Annotated in this window: 14 protein-coding genes and 1 pseudogene; 5 read left to right on the plus strand and 10 right to left on the minus strand. The window is 74.4% G+C overall.

Annotated features, from left to right (window positions below):
- Position 1 precedes the first annotated feature (1 nt).
- The 6 genes and pseudogenes from FE634_RS16670 to FE634_RS21170 form a co-directional block, all read right to left on the minus strand.
- On the minus strand, positions 2-2,551 hold the full coding sequence (locus FE634_RS16670; RefSeq protein ID WP_138876532.1) for an ATP-binding cassette domain-containing protein: 2,550 nt from the start codon (positions 2,549-2,551) through the stop codon (positions 2-4).
- Positions 2,552-2,611: 60 nt separating this feature from the next.
- Complete coding sequence (locus tag FE634_RS16675) at positions 2,612-4,846, minus strand: DUF3488 and transglutaminase-like domain-containing protein (RefSeq protein ID WP_148240789.1); 2,235 nt, start codon at positions 4,844-4,846, stop codon at positions 2,612-2,614.
- Complete coding sequence (locus FE634_RS16680; protein WP_138876534.1) at positions 4,846-6,027, minus strand: DUF58 domain-containing protein; 1,182 nt, start codon at positions 6,025-6,027, stop codon at positions 4,846-4,848. Before FE634_RS16680 ends, FE634_RS16675 begins: the two co-directional genes overlap by 1 nt.
- Before the next feature lie 7 nt (positions 6,028-6,034).
- Positions 6,035-6,682 (minus strand): AAA family ATPase, encoded by a 648-nt coding sequence (locus FE634_RS16685; protein WP_262347462.1) that lies wholly within the window; start codon positions 6,680-6,682, stop codon positions 6,035-6,037.
- A gap of 76 nt (positions 6,683-6,758) precedes the next feature.
- Positions 6,759-7,010, minus strand: a pseudogene (locus FE634_RS21805) (AAA family ATPase); the annotation flags it as partial.
- Positions 7,007-13,288: an Ig-like domain-containing protein gene (locus FE634_RS21170; protein WP_187366735.1), complete on the minus strand. Its 6,282-nt coding sequence runs from the start codon at positions 13,286-13,288 to the stop codon at positions 7,007-7,009. The gene FE634_RS21170 and the pseudogene FE634_RS21805, both read right to left, overlap by 4 nt.
- 84 nt (positions 13,289-13,372) lie before the next feature.
- Between FE634_RS21170 and FE634_RS16700 the strand changes: the two genes are divergently transcribed.
- From FE634_RS16700 to FE634_RS16720, 5 genes are all read left to right on the plus strand, one after another.
- Positions 13,373-14,593 (plus strand): FHA domain-containing protein, encoded by a 1,221-nt coding sequence (locus FE634_RS16700; protein WP_138876537.1) that lies wholly within the window; start codon positions 13,373-13,375, stop codon positions 14,591-14,593.
- 7 nt (positions 14,594-14,600) lie between these two features.
- Positions 14,601-16,001 (plus strand): serine/threonine-protein kinase, encoded by a 1,401-nt coding sequence (locus tag FE634_RS16705; RefSeq protein ID WP_148240790.1) that lies wholly within the window; start codon positions 14,601-14,603, stop codon positions 15,999-16,001.
- Positions 16,002-16,155: 154 nt separating this feature from the next.
- Positions 16,156-17,094: a WXG100 family type VII secretion target gene (locus tag FE634_RS16710; protein WP_148240791.1), complete on the plus strand. Its 939-nt coding sequence runs from the start codon at positions 16,156-16,158 to the stop codon at positions 17,092-17,094.
- Positions 17,091-17,915, plus strand: coding sequence for a hypothetical protein (locus FE634_RS16715; protein ID WP_148240792.1), 825 nt, complete (start codon positions 17,091-17,093; stop codon positions 17,913-17,915). The genes FE634_RS16710 and FE634_RS16715 overlap by 4 nt, the downstream gene beginning before the upstream one ends.
- 8 nt (positions 17,916-17,923) lie before the next feature.
- Positions 17,924-18,172, plus strand: coding sequence for a hypothetical protein (locus FE634_RS16720; RefSeq protein WP_137295637.1), 249 nt, complete (start codon positions 17,924-17,926; stop codon positions 18,170-18,172).
- Positions 18,173-18,316: 144 nt separating this feature from the next.
- On the opposite strand, the gene map is transcribed toward FE634_RS16720, so the two are convergent.
- From map to rplO, 4 genes are all read right to left on the minus strand, one after another.
- The gene (gene map / locus FE634_RS16725) at positions 18,317-19,135 is read right to left on the minus strand and encodes a type I methionyl aminopeptidase (protein ID WP_138876542.1); all 819 of its coding nucleotides are present in this window, start codon (positions 19,133-19,135) and stop codon (positions 18,317-18,319) included.
- 67 nt (positions 19,136-19,202) lie between these two features.
- Entirely contained in the window at positions 19,203-19,778 is a 576-nt protein-coding gene (locus FE634_RS16730; RefSeq protein WP_137295635.1) for an adenylate kinase, read from the minus strand.
- On the minus strand, positions 19,778-21,079 hold the full coding sequence (gene secY, locus FE634_RS16735; protein ID WP_137295634.1) for a preprotein translocase subunit SecY: 1,302 nt from the start codon (positions 21,077-21,079) through the stop codon (positions 19,778-19,780). The genes FE634_RS16730 and secY overlap by 1 nt, the downstream gene beginning before the upstream one ends.
- A 142-nt stretch (positions 21,080-21,221) precedes the next feature.
- Complete coding sequence (rplO, locus tag FE634_RS16740; RefSeq protein ID WP_134766959.1) at positions 21,222-21,662, minus strand: 50S ribosomal protein L15; 441 nt, start codon at positions 21,660-21,662, stop codon at positions 21,222-21,224.
- Position 21,663 lies beyond the last annotated feature (1 nt).

Raw genomic sequence — 21,663 nt, forward strand, 5'->3', positions numbered from 1 at the left:
CTCAGCCGTCGGAGGTCGCGCTGCGGCGTACCAGCCAGAACCCGATGCCGACGGCGATCGCGCCCAGGAGGCCGAGCACCATCACGTCCATCACGAAGTGGGCGCCGCCGGCCCGCGCGATCCAGTCCTCCTTCTCGCGGTCGCCCTGGGCCCGGGTCAGGCCCATGGCCGAGGCGCAGGCGGCGTAGGCCCACCGCGACGGCGAGAGCCAGGCGATCTGCTCCAGCACCGGCCGGTTGATCGCGAACAGCGAGCCCGAGAGCACGAGCTGGACCATGATCATGCCGACCAGCGCCGGCATCGTCTGCTCGCTGCTGGTCACCAGGGCCGACAGGCACAGCCCCACGACCGCCATCGTGAACGACAGCGCCCCGATCGTCAGCGCGATCCGGGCCGTGCCCAGCTCGCCGTCGGCCCCGGGCAGGCCGACGACCGCGATGAAGGTGACCACCAGCCCCTGCAGGAACGCCGCGGAGCCGAGCACCACGATCTTGCTGGCGAAGTAGACGCCGGGCGAGAGGCCCACGGCGTACTCGCGCCGGAAGATCGGCCGCTCCCCCACGAGCTCGCGGATGGCGATCGCGGTCCCCATCAGGCAGGCCGCCACGATCAGGACGATGAGGCGCTGGGAGGCCTCGCCGGGCGAGAGGACCTTGTCGACGAGGTCGCCGAAGGGCTGGCCGTCCTGGGTCGGCTGACAGCGCAGCGGGCCGACCGAGTCGCTGTTGGGTGGACAGCGCCGGGTGTCGTCGAGGGAGAGCCCCGAGCCGCCGGGGACGAGCCGGCTCAGGCCGCCCAGCACCAGCGGCAGCGCGATCAGCATGGTCAGCAGCAGCCGGTCGGCCACCACGACGGCGGTGTTGCGGCGCACCATCGTCGAGAGCTGCCGGGTGATCGACTGGCGCGGCGGCGCCGGCACGGGCGCCGCAGGCCCCGGCAGGCGGCCGGTGTCGGTCGACGACCGCGGCGGCGCGATCCGCGACCACAGGTCCGGCTCGTCGAGCAGGTCGAAGACCTCCGGGTAGTTGCTGACCCCGAAGTGCGCCAGGACGCCGGCCGGCGGCCCGAAGTAGGCGATCCGACCGCCGGGGGCGAGGACCATCACGTTGTCGCACACGTCGAGGGCGAGCACGGAGTGGGTGACGACCACGACGACGCGACCGTCGTCGGCGAGCGAGCGCAGCTGCCGCATCACCTCGAGGTCGAGGCCGGGGTCGAGGCCGGACGTCGGCTCGTCGAGGAAGAGCAGCGGCGGCGCGGTGAGCAGCTCGGTGGCGATGGAGACCCGCTTCTTCTGCCCACCCGACAGCTCGGTGCCGATCCGGTTGTCGAGCCGCTGCTGCAGCTGGAGCTGCCCGGCCACGGTGTGCACGCGGTGGGCGCGCTCCTCCGGGCGGGTGTCGGGCGGCAGCCGCAGCTCGGCGGCGTAGCCGAGGGCCTGGCGGACCTTGAGCTGCGGGTGCTGGATGTCCTGCTGGGGCACCAGGCCGATCTGGAAGCGCAGCTGGTCGTAGTGGGCGTAGAGGTCGTGGCCCTGCCAGATGACCCGGCCGTGGGTCGCCGGCCGCAGCCCGGTGAGCGCCCCGAGCAGGGTCGACTTGCCCGCGCCGGAGGGACCGATGACGGCCGTGAGCGACGACGGCGCCAGCGTGAACGAGACGTTCTCGAGCAGCCGCTTGCCCCCGCCCACGACCACGGAGAGCCCGTCGACGTAGAGGGTGAACTCGTGCTGGGTGGCGGAGGTCAGCAGCTGCGCGCCGTCCCACCGGAAGGTCTGGTTGCCGACGATGACCTCGGACCCGGGGTCGACCCGGGTGGAGCCGGCGACCCGCTGGCCGTTGACGAAGACGCCGTTGAAGCTGCCGAGGTCGTGCAGCACCGCCGGGCCGTGCTGCTGCCCGAGCTCGAGGCGGGCGTGGAACCGTGACGCCAGCGGGTCGTCGAGCACGATGTCGTTGGACAGGTCGCGCCCGATCGTCACCGACCGGCCGAAGCCCGCGCTGGCCGGCATCATGGTGCGGCCGTGCTCGAGCTGGCCGGGGGGCAGCACCGCCTGGGCGACCACGGGCGCCTCGCCGAGCGGCGGCGGCGTCGGCTGGTACGGCGGCGGGGCCGCGCCGTGTCGCGGCGCCCCGGCGTGCTGGGCGGGCTGGGCGGGCTGGGCGGGCTGGGCGGGCTGGGCGGGCTGGTGCGGCTGGGCGGGACTCGGCGCCCGGTACGGCGGCGGGACCGGCGCGGGCCGGACCGCGGCCACCAGCCAGGCGAGGATCGTCTCGCCGTGCGGGTCGCCGAGGGCGTACGACGTCGCGGCCGGGCCCACGGGGAGCCGGGAGACCCGCGCGCCGCCGACGAAGGTGCCGCCGGTGCTGGAGTCGGCGACGAACCAGGAGTCGCCGTGGCGCTCGAAGGTCAGGTGGTGCCGCGAGGCGCGCGGGTCGGCGACCACCACGTCGCAGGTCTGCTCGCGCCCGACGACGACCCGGTCCTGGTCGAACTCGCGCGGGCCGAGGGCGGACTGCACGACGAGGCGTGCGCGGGGGTGGTCGCTCATGACGTGCGACACCCTAACCGCGCCGGTCCCGACAGCTCACGAGCCGGCCCACGAGCCGCCTCACGAGCGCCGGCGGAAGGAGCGGACGGCGACGACGGACAGCAGCCGGCGCCGTCGGGTGGCCGCCGAGGTCATCGCCCTGCGCTCGGCGTCCACCAGCGCCCAGAACTCCGCGGCCACCGCCGCGTCGGGCTCGGTCGGGCCGAAGACCAGCCCGTCGGCGTGCCGGGCCAGGGCCGGCGCGGCCGCCGACGGCACGTGGGGGGCCTGCTCGCGACGGGTCAGGGTGCTGCCGACCGGGACCGGCCGGCCGAGGTCGCGGGCGTGGTCGACCAGCTCGCGCCAGCCCCCGACCACCCGCTCCGAGGCCTGTGCGGCGCCGCGACGCCGGCGGCGGCGCCAGCCCTTGAGCCCGGCGACGGTGCCGACGACCAGCAGGGCCAGCAGCAGCGGGCCGCCGACGGCGACCAGCACCCAGCCGAACCAGCCGGCGACGACCGCGTCGTCGTCCTGCTCCTTGCGGTCGATCCTGCGCGCCTCGAGCTCGGCCTCGGTCTGCTCGGCCAGCGTCGACGGCGGCGGGACCGGTGCCGGCGGCGGGACGACGGTGCCGCTCATCTCCTGCTCGGCCAGCGGCGGCTGCTCCGCGGGCCGGTCGAGGTCCATGAACGTCTCGGTCGGCAGCGTCCGCCAGCTGCCGTCGGCGAGCTGCACCTCGACCCACGCCGAGACGTCACGGCCCTGGACGGCGCCGTCGTCGGGCACCACGGCACCAAGCACCACCCGCGCCGGCACGCCGACCTTGTTGGCCAGCAGCGCCATCACCGCGGCGTACTGCTCGTCGTTGCCGACCGCGATCGGTGCGTTGGCGAACTCGTCGCCGAGGCGCTTGACGTGGTGGCCCGGGTGGTAGATCCGCTCGGCCTGGAGGACGCCGTCGGAGTACTTGCCCTCGACCTTGAGGTGCTCGGCGATCGCGAAGACCCGCTCCATCGGCTCCGACGCCCCGGCCGACCACTGCACCGCCTGGGTGTCGAGGAACGAGGCCGCGAACGGGACGTCGGTGACGACCTGGGCCGGCGCGTCGGTCGGCGACAGCTCGTCGTCGGGCTCGACGGCGGTGAAGTGGTAGACGTCGCCCGGCCGCACCCCGGTCGGGACGACGGCGGTCGACGTGGCCAGGTTGTAGCGCCAGGACTCCGCCTTCGTGGTCGCGTCGCCGGCGTCGAAGCGGAGCTCCTGGAGCGCGCCGACGGTCGGCAGCCAGACGCCGTCGTAGCCGTCGCCGACGGTGACCTCGACCGAGACCCGGTCGCCCTCGACCGGGTTGTCGATCGTGCTGGAGACGCGCTGGAACGTGTCGGTGGTGGTGGAGGGGTCGGCCCCCTCGGAGGCGCCCCACACGATCCCGTCGTAGTGGTCGAGGGTGGCGATCCGCAGCCGGGAGCCGGCGGGCGCGCCGTCGAGGGTGAGGAGCGTCTCGTCGTACAGGTTCTCCGCCTCGACCGGCTCGGGCTCCTCGACGTAGCGCCGGAACGACGCCAGCGGCGAGGGGTACTGCCCGATGTCGAAGGGCGGGCGCACCTGGGTGCGCAGCACGGTGCGGCCGGTGTCGTCGCCGAACGCCACGGACGTGACCGGCATCGCCAGCGCCCCCGCGCCGGCGACCAGGACGACGCCGACGACGCCGCGCCGCCAGCGGCCGCGGCGTCCCTCGACCGGACGCCGGCGCCGCGACTCGCGGACGGCGACCCAGCCGATCGCGAGGGCCGCGAAGAGCGTGCCCTGGAGCCACAGCGACTGCGGGCGCGCGACGCCGAGCAGGATCACCGCGACGAGCAGCAGCACCGGCGCGAGCAGCCCCAGCGCCGAGCGCAGGAGCGCCGGGCCGGAGCGGACCCCCACGGTGAGGCCGCCGAGCAGCCCGGCGACCAGGCCGAGCGTCCACGGCAGCACGAGGACCTCGCCCGTGCCCTGGACGGGCGGGAGGGTGGTGAGCAGCTCCTTCCAGCCCCCGACGACCTGGTCGGCCACGGTGCCGACCGACGTCGCGGCGACCAGCGCGCCGACGCCGAGGAACACCGGGACCCCCAGCGTCACCGCCGCGATGCCGGGCCAGCGCATCGCCCGCACGAGGCCGGTGAGCGCGAGGCCGAGGACCAGGCCGAGCACCGCGACGAGCAGGTGGGCGACGCCGGTGAAGGTGGTCGCCAGCCCGACCAGGGCGACCAGGCACAGGGCGAGGAGGAAGCCGAGGTCGACGGCGGTCTCGCGGGAGGGGAGGAAGCGGCGCATCACACGCTCCAGCGCAGCAGGGCCGGGAGGTCGTCCTTGTCACCGAGGCGCAGGACCGACAGGCCGCCGACCTCGCTGACGCCGGGCCGCACGCCGCGCTCGACGAGGAGGGCCAGCCGGCGGACCTCGGGCGGGAAGACCGCCGCGGCGCGCAGCACCGGGTCGAGCCCGGCGGCGGCGCCGGTCAGCAGGAACAGCAGGCTGGTGTCGGGGGCGAGGTCGACGGCGCGCCGGGCCGCGCCGACCAGGCCGACCGAGCCGGCCGAGGCGCGGCAGACGGCGTCCAGGGCGAGGTTGCCGTCGACGCCGGAGCTCGCGGTCGGGCCGCACACGAACGTCGCCTCGAACTCGTCGGCGATCGCGCGCACCAGCACCGAGGCGGCGACCGACATCGCGATCTCCAGCTCGTCGTCGTCGGCCCACGACGCCAGGTCGTCGTCGACGACGACGGTGGCGTGGCTGCGCCGGGTGTCGAGGTACTGCCGCACGAGCAGCTGCTGCTGGCCCGCGCCCATCGCCTTGGCCGAGGAGCGCCAGTGCACGTGGCGCAGGTCGTCGCCGGCGACGTACTCGCGCAGCGCGTGGAAGGCGAGGTCGCTCTGGGAGATCGCGTCGGTCTCGACGCCCTCGAGGTCGCGGAGCAGGCCGGCGCCCATCGCGTCGAGCGGCACCAGCGGGGGCCGCACCAGCACCTCCTGTGCCTCGGCCCACACCGAGTCGCGGGAGAACACGCCGACGGCGTCGCCGCGCCGGGTGACCGCCGGGCCGACCTCGATCACCCCGCGGCGCTCGGTGCGGATCGTGAAGGACTCCTGGCTGGTCGCCCCCGCGGCGAGCGCCGGGACGCCGTAGCGGTGCACGGCCGCGCCGACGGGCAGCTCGAGCAGCGTGGGGAGCATCCGCCGGCCGGAGGCGTTGGTGACGTCGACGCCGCCCGACACCGAGCTGCCGGCCACCACCCGCGACGGCTCCAGGACGATCGCCACCCGCACCCGGGTGCGGCCCAGGAGGAAGGGCAGGCAGAGGGCGAGCAGCAGCAGGCACGCCGTCCCCAGGACGACGAGCTCGCGCCACCGCGTCTGCGACGCCACGGCGAGGGCGAGCACGCCGAGGCCGAGGAGCAGCCAGCCCAGCGGGCGGACCACCCCCAGCGCGGCGCGGACCCGGGTCGGCACGGTCACAGCACGATCAGCGGGTCGCGACGCGGTCGGTGGGCGGGGCGACGGCGTCGAGCAGCCGGGAGATGACGGCGTCGACGGTGACCCCGGTGAACTGCGCCTCCGCGTCGAGCAGCAGCCGGTGGCACAGCACCGGCTCGGCCAGTGCGCGCACGTCGTCGGGGACGACGTGGTCGCGCCCGTCGGCGGCGGCCCAGGTCTTGGCGACCCGGATGAAGGCCAGGCAGCCACGGGCCGAGAGCCCGAGCTTGACGTGCGGCTGGCGGCGCGACTCCTCGGCGAGCTCGGCGACGTAGCCGACGACGGCCGGGTCGACGTACACCTCGTCGGCGAGGCCGCTCATCTGGGCGATTGTCTGGGCGGTGATCACCGGCGTCACCAGTGCGGCGCGGTCGCGGACGCCGGCGTTGAGGAGCAGCTCGATGGTCGCCGCCTTGTCGGGGTAGCCGACCGAGCTCTTCATCAGGAACCGGTCGAGCTGGGCCTCGGGGAGCCGGTAGGTGCCGGCCTGCTCGATCGGGTTCTGGGTGGCGATCACCATGAACGGCCGGCCGACCTCGTGGGGCCGGCCGTCGACGGTGACCCGGCCCTCCTCCATCACCTCGAGCAGCGCCGACTGGGTCTTGGGCGAGGCCCGGTTGATCTCGTCGGCCAGCACGATCGAGTGGAAGATCGGGCCCGGGGTGGAAGTCGAAGGTGCCCTTGTGCTGGTCGTAGACGGTCACGCCGGTGACGTCGGAGGGCAGCAGGTCGGGGGTGAACTGGATCCGGGCGTGGCTGCCCTGCACCGTGTTGGCCAGCGCCCGCGCCAGCATCGTCTTGCCGGTGCCCGGGAAGTCCTCGAGCAGCAGGTGGCCCTCGGAGAGCAGGCAGGTCAGCGCCAGCCGGACGACGTGCCGCTTGCCGAGCACGGCCTTCTCGATGTTGTCGGTGAGCTGGTCGAAGGTCTGGTGGAACCAGGCGGCCTGCTCGCGGGTGATCGTCATGCGGGTCCTGTCACGGTCGGGTCGGAGGCGGTCGGGGCGGGGCCGGTCAGCTGCCGGGCCACGTGTACCTCGGGCTCGTGGCGCCCCCGCACGTCGCGCTCACCCAGCCACCGGGGTTGCCGTAGTAGGCACCGGTCTGGTGCGACCCGTTGCCGAACGGGCCCTTGCGCCCGAAGCCGCCGCCGGTCGAGGAGTCGATGGTGCAGGAGTTGCCCCCGCCGGGGAAGTTGCTCAGGATGATCGTGATGTAGCCGCAGGAGGCGTGCGTGCACAGCGTGCCGGAGGTCGTGTAGCAGCGCGGCAGCCCGGAGCCGGGCCGGTCGTTGCAGCGGTCGCCGCGGGTCACCTCGACCGAGGGCAGCAGCGGCTGGTCGGTGCGGACCGACTCGGCGGTGCGGGTGGCCGGGCCGCGGGCCGGCGCGGCGTCGGACAGCCGCACCGTGATCGTCTCGGTCGTGTCGTAGCCGATCCGGCGCAGCTCGGTGTCGAAGGTGTAGGTGTCCACGCCCGGGACCGTGATGGTCTCGTCGCGGCCCTGGTTGCTGGTGATCCGCACCGAGGCGGGGTCGCCGTTGGGGTCGACGGTGATCCGCCAGGCGATCTCCTGGCTGGGGACGACGTCGCCGCGGGTGGAGGTCATCGACACGACGTGCTGGGTGCCGAGCGGGCCGTAGGGTCTGCACCGACCGCGGCGCCGACGGCGAGCAGCGGTCGAGCTCGTTGCACACCTCGAGCCGCACCTGGTGGGCGCCGTCGTTGTCGGGGACGGTCACGGTGCGCGACTGCCCGCCGGCGCCCTGGAACTCCTCGACGACGGTGCTGCCGACGATCACCTTGACCCGCGACTGCGCGCCGTTCGAGACCGGCACGGTGAAGTCGGCGCGGGACTGGTTGTCCTGACCGGTCGCCGTGACCGACCAGTCGCCCCACGCCTCGGGGTCGCCGACGGCGACGAACTCCGAGGTGGGCCCGGTCGCGGTCCGGCCGTCGCCGCCCTTGTTGGTCACCCGCACGGCGTACTGGTACTTCCGGCCGTCGTAGCCGATGCCGCCGTCGACGCACGAGGTGGAGCCCTGGTCGGTGCACGCGGGCAGCGGCGACCCGTCGCGCAGCACGGTGTAGCTCAGCGGCGTCGGGCCGTTGGGGTTCACCGCGGGCCAGGAGACGACCACGGCCGTCTGCCGGCTGCTGGTGCGGTTCTCGGTGAGGGTGGGGGCCGGCGGGGCGGCCGGGGTGCCGACCGACTGGTAGGGCCCGCCGGAGCGGCGCTCGCCGGCGAACCGCTCGTTCACGGCGTACACGGTGAAGGTGTAGCGCTGGTTGTTGTCGAGCCCGGTGACCGTGGCCTCCGGGCGCCGGGTGGTGGTGCTCCCGCCGTCGTCCCAGGAGACGACGTACTCGCGGATGTCGGAGGTCTGCGTCGTCGGGGGCGTCCACCGCAGGCGGAGGGTGGTGTCGCCCTCCTCCACCACCTGGATCGGGCCGACCCGGCCCGGCTTGGCGTCGGGCGTGGCGACCCGCGACTGCGGGCTCCAGCCCGACCAGCCGACGGCGTTGTGGGCGCGCACCTCGAAGCGGTAGTCCTGACCGTTGGTCAGGCCGGTGACGTCGCAGGAGGTGGCGGCGCACTCGCGGCCGACCCCGCCGGTGCCGCGCACCTCGTAGCGGTCGATCGGGGCGCCGTTCGCGTCGGGCGCCCGCCAGCCGAGCGCCACCTCCTGGTCACGGATCGTGGTGCCCGGGACCGGCGCGGTCGGGACGTCGGGCACGTCGAGCACGTCGAAGGTGATCCGGCCCTCCACCTGCCGCTCGGGCCCGTTCGACCCGGTGACGTCGCTGGCCAGCACCCGCAGCTCGGCGCGGCCGTCGACCTCGGGGCCGGTGGTGATGGTGACCCGCGACCCCTCGAAGCTGGTCTGGACGTCGAGACTGCTCACCTGCTCGACCTCGAGCACCTCCGGCTCCGGGTTCGGGACGCCGGCGCGCAGGTACGGCGCGAGGTCGATGGTCCGCTCCTCGCCCGCGCGCATGTCCTCGAGCCGCACCGGCGACATCGACGGCGGCGGCGACTCCACGACGAGCAGCTGCACGAGCCCGGGCTCGCTGCCCTCGGCGGTGACCTGCAGGGTGGCGCGGCTGCCGGCCACGGCGCTGCCCGCGGCGTTGACCTCGATCGTCGACCCGCTGGGCTGGACGATGCTCAGGCCGTCGACCGAGGTCTGCCAGTCGGCGTCGAACGACAGCGAGTCGACGTCCTCGGGGTCGGGCGTCCACACGTGGCAGAACGACGCGACGTCGAGGCCGATGGTGCGGTCCTGGGCGATGCGGACCGGGGTCTCGGGGCAGCGCAGCACCGGCCGCGACCGGCCGACCTGCACGGGCACCGACACGATCGCCTCGACGCCGTCGGGGTCGTCGACACCGTCGCCGGTCGTGACCTCGAAGACCACCGCGCCCGGGCCCTCGTAGCGGTCGGAGGCGGCGACGTCGAAGGTCGTGTCGCCGGTGATGGTCGGCTGCACGTCGCCCTCGGGCGAGGCCCAGATGCGGTCCTGCAGGGTGAACTGGACCGGCCCTCCGCCCGGGCTGACGACGTGGTCGGCGAGGTCGAGGCTCGCGGTGCCGCCGGGGTCGACCTCGATGACGGCGCCCGGCACGGCGTACGGCGCGCCGGCGGCGGCCGGCGGCACGTAGATCGAGCCGGTCGCGGCGCCGCCGTCGGCGTCCCGCACGCGGAAGGGCACCACCATCGGCTCCGCCCCGCGCTGCACGGTGACCTCGCCGCCGGCGATGGACGCGGTCGTGCCCCGCGGTGCGAAGACCTTGCTGACCCGGAGGTCCTCGGGCTCCCCGTCGGGGTCGTAGGCCGTCTCGAGGACGTCGACGGTGACCGTCGAGGCGTCGCCGCGACCGTCGACCTCGCCCTCGGCCGCCTCGAGCGCGCCCTCGTCGGCCGGGGTGCCGTAGGCGTCGAAGACGACCGGCGGGTTGTTGTAGGGCGTCGCCAGGCGCAGCGTGACGGTCGCCTGGGACGCGTCGAGGCCGTTCGAGAGCCGGTAGACGACCTGGAGGGTGCGGGCGTCGAGGGTGTCGGGTGCCTCGATGACGATCGGGCCCTGCGGGGTCTCCAGGCTCACGCCGGCGGGCGGGTCGACCAGCGTGGCCTCCACGCGGTCGCCCGCGGCGACGTAGTCGTTGGCGAGGATGTCGACGCGGGCCAGCCGGCCCGGCTCGGTCGTCACGGTGTCGGGGACGGCGAGCGGGGGCTGGGGGGTGCCCGGCGGGACGACGGCGACGCGCACGGTGCCGGCCGCGCTCCCGCCGTTCGGGTCGGCGACGGTGTAGCCGAACTCGTCGGTGCCGACGCTGCCCGGGTAGGCCTGGTAGACGATCGAGCTCGCGCCGAACCGGACGATCCGGCCCAGCGACGGCGCCGAGTCGATGCCGGTGAGGGTGACCGGGTCGCCGTCGGGGTCGACGCCGGCGCCGGGGATGCGGAGCTTGATGGTGTCGCCCGCGACGGCGCGGCCCTCGAGCACCGGCGGCTCGGGCGGGACGTTGCGCCGGGTGCCCGGGACGACCTGGATCTCGAGGGTGCCCGGGGCGCGGTCGCCGGTGGTGTTGGTGGCCAGGTAGCGCACGGTGAACGTCTCGGCGTCCTCGAGCCCGTCGGGGGCGACGTAGCGCACGAACCGGTCGGTGACGAAGGCCTGGCCGGTCGGCACGTCCTCGTCGCCGGGCGGGCGGACCTCGAGCACCCCGGCGTCCCCGGCGGGCCCGTGGCCGACGAGCTCGAGCTCGTCGCCGGCCGGGCTGAAGTCGTTGTCGAGGACCGGGACCGAGACCCCTCCCCCGGCCCGGACGACGACGCGGTCGGTCTCGGTGACCGGGGTGTTGTCCTCCGGTGCCGGGCGCCACGCCACCACGACCTCGCCCTGGACGCCGGAGCGGGCGCCGTTGCTGACGGTGTAGCGGACCAGCTGGGGGTTGGGGTCGAGCCGGCCCTGGCGGGCGGCGATGCGGAGCCAGCGGCCCTCGACCACGGCGACGTCGAGCGCGTTCTCGGCGTCGGGCGTCGCGCCCTGCACGACGAGCACGCCCCCGGTCGGGTCGATGTCGTTGGCCACGACGTCGACCAGCGTGGCGGCCTGGCCGTGCAGCGTCACGCTGTCGGGCATCGCGACCGGGGCCTTCGGCGGCCGGTCGGGCGCCTCGACGTCGACCCGGATCCGGCCCGGCGCGAACGGCGCGTTGCCGAAGCGGAGGTCGTAGTCGAGGAAGTAGGTGCGCGCCTGGGTGGCGGTGAAGCTGATCGTGCCGTCGACCAGGTCGGTGGTGACCTCGGTGCCGGCGGGCTGGGCGACCTTGCCCGCGAGCGCGGTCCGGGCCGTCGGGGTGATCGGGTCGGAGCCGGGCAGGTCGTTGCCCAGCGGGCGGATCGTCAGGGTGCTGCCGACCTCGCCGGAGACCACGTCGGGCTCGGCCACGCCGGGGAACGACTTGCGGTCGGTGAGCGACTGCACCTGGAACTCCAGCTCGTCCTCCACCGGCGCCCCGATGCCGTCGGTGACGGTGTAGGTCACCTTCACCACGCCGCTCTCGGCCGGCGCGGTGAACCGCACCCGCCCCGCGGACGTCGTGCGCGCGACCGCGCCGCTCCGCTCCCCGCCGAGCGCGACGGCCCCGTCGAGGGTCAGCGGGTCGCCGTCCTCCTTGTCGCGCCAGTCGGGCAGCACCGGGATGTCGAGGGTGCCGCCGGCCGGGACCGCCCAGACCCGCGGCTCGAAGCCCTCGCGCAGCTGCGGGGTGGCGTTGACGGCGTCGGTGCGCGGGGTGACGGTGACCGTCGCGGTGTCGGAGAGCCCGGTGCGGCCGTCGTCGATGGTGTAGTCGAACCGCGTCGGGCCGGCGCCGTCGGGGAGGTCGACCTGCACGGTCTGGCCGTCGGGGCTGACCGTCACCTCCGCGTCGGAGCCGCGCGGCGGCTGGACCCCCGAGATCGCGAGCAGCCGACCCCCGGGGGCGGTGTCGTTGTCGAGCGGGTGCAGCACGGTCGTGCGCCCCACGCGGGCGCCGAGGGCGTCGTCCTTGGCCTCGGGCGGACGCCGGTCGCCGTCGTCGGTGTTCTCGTTCTGGTCGTCGTCGTCGGACTTGTCGGGCTTGAGCTGGAAGGCGTCCCAGTTGTCGAGGCGGGTCGGCTGGTCGGAGTCGATGTTCCAGACGGCGCCGGTGCCGCGGTCGTTGAGCAGGATCTCGCCGCGGTTGACCCGGAAGACGAGGTCGCTGGTCTCGGTGCCGAGGTCGGCGACGTTCGGCTCGTCGTCGCCGCAGACGGTGGCGACCGCGCCGAACCCGCCGGACCAGGCGCCGTAGACGCAGGCGCCGAGCCGCACCGGCGCGGTCGGGCGGCCGCCGGCGTCGGCGACCAGCTCGATCTCCTCGCCGGTGTCCAGGTCGATGCCCACGAGCCGGTCGGGCGTCGCGACCAGGACGACGTCGGCGTCGGGGCCGGGCACCTGGAGGACCGACCCGGCGGGCAGGTCGGCGTCGGCGCCGCCGACCACCTGCAGCGCACCCGACTCGGCGTCGAGAACGACGGCGCGCTCGCCGACCGTCGTGACCGCGACCGTGCGGCCGAGGTCGGCTCCGAGCGGGACCTCGCTCGGCCGGCCGAAGCCGCCGTCGCCGGCCGGGAGTGTGCGCAGGACGTCGTCCTCGGCGGAGGCGACGACCAGGTCGCCGTCGACGGTGACCGCCAGGGCGGCGTCCGGGGCGGTGACGGCGAGCGGGTCGGCCTCGGGGTCGAGGGCTGCGACCGGCGGGACGCCGCGACGGGTGTCGACCCGGGTCGCGCGCAGGCTGCCGTCGGCGGGGTCGAGGACGGCGAGGCTGCCGCCGGCCAGCTGCACCTGGGCCGCGGCGGGCAGGGCGGCGCTCTCCCCGTCGGGCAGCGAGACGCGGGCCGGGTCGATGGTCGAGAGCACGCCCGCCGACACGTCGATGCCAAGCACCGCAGCGCCGTCCTGGACGACGTCGAGCTGGGCGTCCTGCTCGGCGAAGGTGACGCCGTCGAGCTCGCCGATCGGCTTGTTGACGCGGCCGTGGTAGCCGTCGCGGCCGTTGGTGACCCAGATGCCGCCGTCGTTGAGCTGCGCCTCGTGCTTGCGGTAGCCGTCGGCCTGGGTGGCCACCACGACGACACAGGTCGCCGCCACGAGGAGCGCCGCGTTCGTCGCGACCGCGACGCGGTGGCGGCGAATCGCCGTCGAGATCGACATTGCACTCCTGGGGGCCTGGGAGGCAAGGGTAGGAAGGCTGCTCCCGACACGACAACTCGGCAGTCGCTGCGGGAGGATGCCCGGGTGCAGGCGTCCTACACCCCCGGCGACGGACTCGTCGTCGGCGCGGGGCGCCGGTGGCTGCTGCTGGACGCCGTCCCCGACGCCGCGACCACCGAGCGGCTGTGGGACCTGCTGACCGCTCCGCGCGTCGCGAGCGCCACCGTGCTCGACGTCGTCGCCACGGCCTGCGGTCCCGGGACCGCCCTGGTGCTCCTCGACCTGACCCCCGGCGCCGAGACGTCGGCGACCCGCGGCTCGGGACGGCACACCGCCGTCGACGGGGTCCACACCCTCACGCTCGGGCCGGCCGACGCCGGTGCTCGTGCCGGTGCTCCTGCCGACGCCGGGCCGCCCGCGCGCCGGCTGGTCGGCGGCGTGGTCGCGGCCGCCGCGGTCGTGCTCGCGCCGGACCCGGCGGGCCCGCCGGCCGCCGCTCCCGCGTCGGTCGCGGAGCCGGTCGCCGGGTCGGTCACCGGGTCGGTCGATGGGCTGATCGACGGCATCCCGCCGGAGATCCTCGCCCCGCGCCCGGGTCCGCCGGCCCCCTCGCCTCCCCCGCCCGCCCTCGGTGCGGTCGACACCGACGAGCCGCCCGCCGTGCCGGACCGGCGACGCGACGAGCCGGGGGGCCACACCGTGCGCCGCGGCGCCTCGGCCCCGGCGCCCCCTCCCCCGGCGCGACCCGGTGCGGTCGACAGCGACCACGACGGCCACACCACCTACCGGCCCGAGGACGTCGGCCGCGCACCGACGCCGCCCGCCGGCCACCTGCAGCAGTCCACGGCCGACACGGTGCTCGCCGTGCACTGCCCCGCGGGCCACGTGACCGCCGCCTACCGACCGCGGTGCCGGGTCTGCGACGCCCCGGTCGGCCCGCAGGAGCCGCAGCGGATGCCCCGCCCCCGCCTCGGCGTCCTGCACCTGCCCGACGGCGAGCGGGTGCCCCTCGACCGGGGCGTCGTCGTCGGCCGGGCGCCGACCCCGGTGCCGGGCGGCCCGCAGTGGCCGCACCTGGTGCGGCTGCCGGCCGGGGAGACCCTCGTGTCGCGCTCGCACCTGTCGGTGGCGCTCGACGGCTGGCTGGTGCTGGCCACCGACCTCGGGTCGCGCGGCGGCACGACGCTGCGGGTGCCCGGCCGGGCACCGCAGCGGGTCCGGGGCCACGAGACCTACGTGTGGGAGCCGGGTCAGGTGCTCGACCTGGCCGACAGCTACGAGATCGTCTACGAGGTCACGGGATGATCACCCCATGACGGGCGCGCCGCAGATCCCCGGCTACACCTTCCTCCAGCACCTGGGCACCGGCGGCTTCGCCGACGTGTTCCTCTACGAGCAGCAGTGGCCCCAGCAGCGGGTGGCGGTCAAGGTCGTGCGGGCCGACGTGGCGCTGACGGCGCGCGAGAAGAGCCTGTTCACCGCCGAGGCGAACGCGATGGCGACCCTCGCCGACCACCCCTACATCGTCTCGGTCATCACCGCCGGCACGACCGGCGACGCCCGGCCCTACCTGGTGATGCGCTACTGCCCGCCGCCCGACCTGGGGGTCCGGGTCCGGCAGGCCCCGATGTCGGTGGCCGACGCCGTCAGCACCGGCATCAAGCTGGCCAGCGCGGTCGAGACCGCCCACCGGGCCGGGATCGTGCACCGCGACATCAAGCCCAGCAACGTGCTGGTGACCAGCTACCACGAGCCGGCGCTCACCGACTTCGGCATCGCCGGCCACCTGGCCGACGTCGGCGGCGACGAGGAGGTGCGGATCTCCTACCCGTGGGCCCCGCCCGAGCTGCTCGACGCCCGCTCCAACGGGTCGGTGGCCTCCGACGTCTACTCGCTGGGCGCCACGATCTGGAACCTGCTGACCGGCCGCTCGCCGTTCGCGATCCTGCACGGCGACAACAGCCCGCGGGCGCTGTCGACCCGGATCCTGCACACCCCCGCGCCGCCCACCGGCCGCCCCGACACGCCGGCCGCCCTCGAGGCGCTGCTCGCGCAGTGCCTGGCCAAGGTGCCCGAGCACCGGCCCTCCTCGGCGCTCGACCTGGCGCGGTCGCTCCAGCGGATCGAGCAGCAGGCCGGCTACGCGCGGACCCCGGTCGCCGTCGAGGGCGACCGCCCGGCCGCGGCGGCCGGCCGCGCCGTCGCGCCCGGCGGCGACACCGACGCGACCTACGTCAAGCCGGTCACCGTCATCCCGGCGTCCGGTCCCCGCGCGGCGCGGATCGAGTCCGACAGCCGGGCCGCCGTCGACCCGGGACGCGGGTCGCGCGGGGCCGTGGTGTGGGGCGTCCTGGGAGTCCTGGTCGTGGCCGCGGTGGTCGCCGTCCTCGCCCTGCGCGGTGGCGGCGAGGAGGACCCCGCACCGGCCCTCGACCCGGGCACGCGGACGCCGGCACCGCTCGAGGCGGGCTCGCCGCAGCTGCCGCCCGACGTCACCGGGCAGCGGCAGGGCGCGCGGGTCACCTTCACCTGGCGGGCCCCCGACGAACCGCTGGCCGGCGACACCTGGGAGTGGCGGCGCACCGACTCCGGCGACGGCAACCGCACGACCGGGCGGCGCCTGACGCTCCGGTCGCCCGAGCGGTTGTGCGTGCAGGTGCGCCTGATCCGCGGGGCCGACGCCTCGCCGTTCACCGAGCGCTGCGTCGACTGAGCCCGGCCGCCGGCACGAAACGGAACTCTCCGCCGTCCGCGGTGGAGACGTCGCCGTCCCGCTGGTCCTAGCGTGCAGCCACGGGACGAGACGGGTCCCGGCCCGGGTCCCGGCACAGGTCCTGGCACCGGACGGCGTGGGTGAGGAGAGGCCGATGGTCGGACTGGTCGGCGCCGATGTCGAGGCGCTCGAACGACTCTCGGCCGACTTCGACGCCGGCGCGCACGAGCTGCGCGACCTGGCCGCGCGGCTCGCCGGCACGATCGACGCCGCCCACGACTGGCAGGGCCCCGACGCCGAGCGCTGCAAGCACGAGTGGGGCACGTTCGCGCAGGAGCGGATGACGGGCGTCTCGGACGCCCTGGCCACCGCCGGCCGGCTGCTCGCCGAGAACGCCCGCGAGCAGGAGCGCGCGAGCGGCGCGGGCGTCGGCGGGGCCACGGCGGCCGGGTACGGCGTGCTGTCGTTCCTGCGCGACGCGATGGCCGTCAAGAGCTTCCTCACCGCGCCGCTGAAGCCGATCATGAAGGCCAAGGCGCTGCTCGACTTCGTAAGCCTCCTGCGCGCGGCCAACCTGGGCAGGCTCGCCGACTCCGCGCGGCTGGCCGAGGCGCTGGAGGTGTTCATGAACGGCAGCAGCACCGGCGGGCTCCTCGGCAGGCTCGGCCTGCCCGCCCTCGGCCGGCTGCTCGGCAAGGCGTTCCTCCCGGTCACGGCGGTCACCGGCGTCGTCGACGTCTTCACCGGTGGCGGCCACGACGGCTGGCGGGGCTGGGCCACGCGGGGCTTCGGGCTCGCCGGTGCCGCCGGCGCGGTCACGCTGATGGTCGGCGGGGCGGCGCTGGTCGCGACCGCCCCCGTGACCGCGGCCGTCGCGGCCGTGGCCGTCACGGCCTACGGGCTGTGGACGGCGGGCAGCTACGTCCACGACCACTGGGACACCTTCAAGGACAGCGCCGCCCGCGTCACCACGGCCGTCGGCGACGCCGCCGGCCGCGCGTGGGACGGCGTCACGAGTGGCTACCAGTCGGCGCTGGGGTGGGCCCACGGCCTGCTCGGCGGCGGCGCCCGACCGGCAGGAGCAGGGGCATGACGAGCACCACCCACGCGGCGAGCCAGGCGAGCGAGCCGAGCGAGGCGAGCGAGGCGGGGGGCGACGTCCAGACGATCGCCCTGGAGATCCTCACCGACGAGGAGCTGTCGGTCCTGCTGCCCGACCAGGGGGTCGTGGTCACCCCCGTGCTGTCGGCGGTGCCGGCGGCCGAGCGCGACGCCGTCCGGCGCACCGCGTTCCGCGGCCTCGTCGCCCGGGGCATCGTCGACCCGCCCGGCCAGGAGGCGGTGACCGCGGCGCTCGGCGCCCCGGCCGCCGTCGGCGACGTCGCGCTCGACCTGAGGGTCCGCAACGACGTCCTGTCGGCGCTGACGCTGCGGCAGAGCGCGTCGGCCGTCGTCGCGGTCGGCCGCACGACGTCCTCGGACCAGGACTTCTGGTACGCCCACGTCGTCGAGGACGTCGTCCTGCTCGAGGAGGTCGGCTCCGACGGCCTGCACCGCTTCGCCCTGGGTCACGCCCGCGACCTCGCGGCGCTGCTGCTCGGCGCCGTCGTCCACCCGGAGGCGAGCGACGGCACCGGCGAGGACGTCGAGCTCGCCGTCGCGCCCGACTCGGAGGCGCCGTCCGAGCTCGTCGAACGGCTCGGCCAGGCCTACCTGCGCGCCGACGTCCTGGTGGTGCGGCGCGAGGAGGGCGCAGCGCTCGAGCGCCCCGACCTCACCGGGCTCTTCACCGGTCCGCGGGGCTCGTGGTCGATCCTGGCCCGGCCCGGCTCCCAGCGTGCCTGGGCCCACGCCGAGACCCTCGACTCGGTGCGGACGCGGGTGGCGGCCCTGGCGGCGGGGGCGCGGTCGTGATCCGCGGGATGGACACCGAGCGGGTCCAGGACCTCGCCCGGCAGATGGCCGAGGTGGCCGACCGCGTGCGCGCGATCGAGACCCGCCTGAGCGCCCAGCTCGCGGCCACCGAGTGGGTCGGCAGCGACCGCACCCGCTTCGAGGCCGACTGGACCGCCCAGCACGTCGTCGCGCTGCGCCAGGCGGCCGACGTCCTCGACGAGGCCGCGCACGTCGCCGCCGACAACGTCCGCGAGCAGGAGGGGGCGTCGGCCTGACCCGCGACTCGGCGCGAAGGTGAACTGGGACGACGTCGAGTCGGCGCGGAGGTGAAGTCGGACGACGTCGAGTCGGCGCAAAGGTGAAGTCGGACGACGTCGAGTCGGCGCGAACGCTCAACCCGAGCGCCGACTCGGCGAGGATCAGTCGCCGCCGTAGGGGACGCCGAGGGCCTCGAGTCGGGCGCGGCCGCCGTCGAGGGCGGTGAGCACCCAGGCGCCGTCGGGGGTGAGGGTGAAGGTGTGCTCGTAGTGCGCCGCCCAGGAGCCGTCGTGGCTCACGACGGTCCAGTCGTCCTCGAGGACGTCGGTCTCGGCGGAGCCCAGGGTGACCATCGGCTCGACGGCGAGGGCCAGGCCCTCCACCAGGCGCGGGCCGCGGCCCGGCTTGCCGAGGTTGGGGACGTCGGGCGGCAGGTGCATCTCGGAGCCGATGCCGTGGCCGGTGTAGTCCTCGAGGATGCCGTAGTCGCCGCGCGAGCGGACCAGCGTCTCGACGGCGTGCGAGATGTCGGTGACGCGACCACCCAGGCGCGCCGCGCCGATGCCGGCCCAGAGGGCGTCCTCGGTGACGGCCATCAGCCCGCGCACCTCCTCGGAGACCTCGCCCAGCGCGACGGTGGTGGCGGCGTCGCCGTGCCAGCCCTCGACGATCGCGCCGCAGTCGATCGAGACCAGGTCGCCCTCGGCCAGGACCCGGCTGCCCGGGATGCCGTGCACGACCTCGTCGTTGACCGAGACGCAGAGCGAGCCGGTGAACCCGTGGTAGCCGAGGAAGGACGGCGTGGCGCCCAGCCCGCGGATGTGCGCCTCCGCGGCGGCGTTGAGCTCGCCGGTGGTCAGGCCCGGCCGGGCCAGGTCGGTGACCAGCTCCAGGGTGCGGGCGACGACCAGCCCGGCGCGGCGCATCGCCGCGATCTGCTCCGGCGTCTTGATCTCGACGCCGCGGTCCCGCCAGCCCATCGTCTACCTTTCCGACGTCACCTGCCGGGTCGCGACGACGTCGCGACCGCGGTGGGGCAGGAGTCGCTCAGCTCTCGGGGATGATGTCGAGGGCCGCGAAGATGCGCTGCGTGACCTCGTCGACCGTGCCCATGCCGTCGACCTCGACCAGGAGCCCGCGCGAGCGGTACAGCTCGATCAGCGGCTCGGTCTCGGTGGTGTAGAGGTCCTGGCGCTTGCGGATGACCTCCTCGGTGTCGTCGGCGCGACCGCCGGTCGTGGCGCGCTGCAGCAGCCGCGCGACCAGCTCGTCGGGGTCGACGGTGAGCACGACGGCGGCGTCGAGCTTGTGCCCGGTGAAGGCGATCATGCCGTCGAGCTCGTCGACCTGCGCCGTGGTGCGCGGGTAGCCGTCGAGGAGGAAGCCCGGCTTCGCGTCGGGCTCGTCGATCCGGTTGCGGACCATCAGGTTGGTGACCTCGTCGGGGACGTAGTCGCCGGCGTCCATGTAGCGCTTCGCCTCGATGCCGAGCTCGGTGCCGGCACTGACGTTGGCGCGGAAGATGTCGCCGGTCGAGATCGCCGGGATGCCGAAGTGGTCGGCGATCGAGGTCGCCTGCGTGCCCTTGCCCGCGCCGGGCGGGCCCATCAAGATCAGACGCATCAGCGCAGGAATCCTTCGTAGTTGCGCTGCTGGAGCTGGCTCTCGATCTGCTTCACGGTGTCGAGCGCCACGCCGACCATGATGAGGATCGAGGTACCGCCGAACGGGAAGTTCTGGTTGGCATCGATCAGCACCAGCGCGATCAGCGGGATGAGCGAGATGATGCCGAGGTAGAGCGCTCCGGGCAGCGTGATGCGGGACAGGACGTAGGACAGGTAGTCCTCGGTCGGCTTGCCCGCCCGGATCCCGGGGATGAAGCCGCCGTACTTCTTCATGTTGTCGGCAACCTCGGTCGGGTTGAAGGTGATCGACACGTAGAAGTAGGTGAAGAAGATGATCAGGGCGAAGTACGTCGCCATGTAGAACGGGTGGTCGCCGGCCACGAAGTGGTCGTTGATCCAGCCGACCCAGCCCGCGGGGTTGGTGTTGTTCTGCTGGAACTGCACGGCCATGGCCGGCAGGTAGAGCAGCGAGGAGGCGAAGATGACCGGGATGATGCCGGCCTGGTTCACCTTGAGCGGGATGTAGGTCGAGGACCCGCCGAACATCTTGCGCCCGACCATGCGTCGCGCGTACTGGACCGGGATCCGGCGCTGGGCCTGCTCGATGAAGATGACCGCGGCGACGATGACCATGCCGATGGCGATGACGACGCCGAAGGTCCACCAGCCCTGGGTCTTGCCGACCTGCCAGAGCGCGACCGGGAAGGTCGCGACGACCTGGGTGAAGATGAGGATCGACATGCCGTTGCCGATGCCGCGCTCGGTGATCTGCTCGCCGAGCCACATGATCACCGCGGTGCCGGCGGTCATGGTGACGACCATGACGATGAACGTCGAGAGGCTGTTGCTGTGCAGCAGCGGCAGCTCGCACTGCAGCAGGCTGCCCGACCGGGCCAGCGCGACGATGCCGGTGGCCTGGAGGACCGCGAGGCCCAGCGTCAGGTACCGGGTGTACTGGGTGATCTTGCCCTGACCCGACTGGCCCTCCTTCTTGAGCGCCTCGAGCCGTGGGATGACCACGACGAGCAGCTGCAAGATGATGCTGGCGGTGATGTAGGGCATGATCCCGAGCGCGAAGACCGTCAGCTGGAGCAACGCTCCACCTGAGAACAGGTTGATGAGCGTGTACACGCCCTCGTTGTTGGCCTGGTCTCCGAGGCACTGCTGGACGTTGCCCACGTTCACCCCGGGTGCGGGGATCTGCGAGCCGGCCCGGAAGACGACGATGATCGCCAGGACGAACAACAGTTTCTTGCGCAGGTCCGGGGTACGGAAGGCGTTCACGAACGCGGCGAGCACGTTTCCTCTTTCTCCAGCAGATGAGGGCCCGGACCCGACGGCTCCGGTGATGGAGCACGATCGCTGGGCCCGGGGAAGCCTAACAGGCACGTCAGGGGCGCCCCTACGTGAGGGACGCCCCTGACCAAGCCGTGTGAGTTGTTCAGGCCACGGTGACCGAGCCGCCAGCGGCCTCGATCTTCTCCTTGGCCGAGGCCGAGAAGGCCTGGGCGGTGACCGAGACCTTGACGGTCAGGTCGCCCTGACCGAGGACCTTGACCGGCAGACCCTTGCGGACCGCGCCGCGCTCCACGAGCGAGGCGACGTCGATGTCGCCACCCTCGGGGTAGAGCGAGCTGATCCGGTCGAGGTTGACGACCTGGAACTCGACCTTGAAGGGGTTGCGGAACCCCTTCAGCTTGGGCAGCCGCATGTGGATGGGCATCTGGCCACCCTCGAACGCGACCGGCACCTGGTAGCGGGCCTTGGTGCCCTTGGTACCGCGACCGGAGGTCTTGCCCTTGGAGCCCTCACCGCGTCCGACGCGGGTCTTGGCCTTCTTGGCGCCCGGAGCCGGGCGCAGGTGGTGCAGCTTGAGCGTCATG

The sequence above is a fragment of the Nocardioides sp. S-1144 genome (genome assembly GCF_005954645.2).
GTDB lineage: Bacteria > Actinomycetota > Actinomycetes > Propionibacteriales > Nocardioidaceae > Nocardioides > Nocardioides dongxiaopingii.

Bases quoted from the DNA above. Each gene is read 5' to 3' on its own strand.
- FE634_RS16670 (WP_138876532.1), bottom strand. From the start codon at position 2,551: ATGAGCGACCACCCCCGCGCACGCCTCGTCGTGCAGTCCGCCCTCGGC.
- FE634_RS16675 (WP_148240789.1), bottom strand. From the start codon at position 4,846: ATGCGCCGCTTCCTCCCCTCCCGCGAGACCGCCGTCGACCTCGGCTTC.
- FE634_RS16715 (WP_148240792.1), top strand. From the start codon at position 17,091: ATGACGAGCACCACCCACGCGGCGAGCCAGGCGAGCGAGCCGAGCGAG.
- map (WP_138876542.1), bottom strand. From the start codon at position 19,135: ATGGGCTGGCGGGACCGCGGCGTCGAGATCAAGACGCCGGAGCAGATC.
- rplO (WP_134766959.1), bottom strand. From the start codon at position 21,662: ATGACGCTCAAGCTGCACCACCTGCGCCCGGCTCCGGGCGCCAAGAAG.
- FE634_RS21170 (WP_187366735.1), bottom strand. From the start codon at position 13,288: ATGTCGATCTCGACGGCGATTCGCCGCCACCGCGTCGCGGTCGCGACG.
- FE634_RS16730 (WP_137295635.1), bottom strand. From the start codon at position 19,778: ATGCGTCTGATCTTGATGGGCCCGCCCGGCGCGGGCAAGGGCACGCAG.
- FE634_RS16705 (WP_148240790.1), top strand. From the start codon at position 14,601: ATGACGGGCGCGCCGCAGATCCCCGGCTACACCTTCCTCCAGCACCTG.
- FE634_RS16720 (WP_137295637.1), top strand. From the start codon at position 17,924: ATGGACACCGAGCGGGTCCAGGACCTCGCCCGGCAGATGGCCGAGGTG.
- FE634_RS16710 (WP_148240791.1), top strand. From the start codon at position 16,156: ATGGTCGGACTGGTCGGCGCCGATGTCGAGGCGCTCGAACGACTCTCG.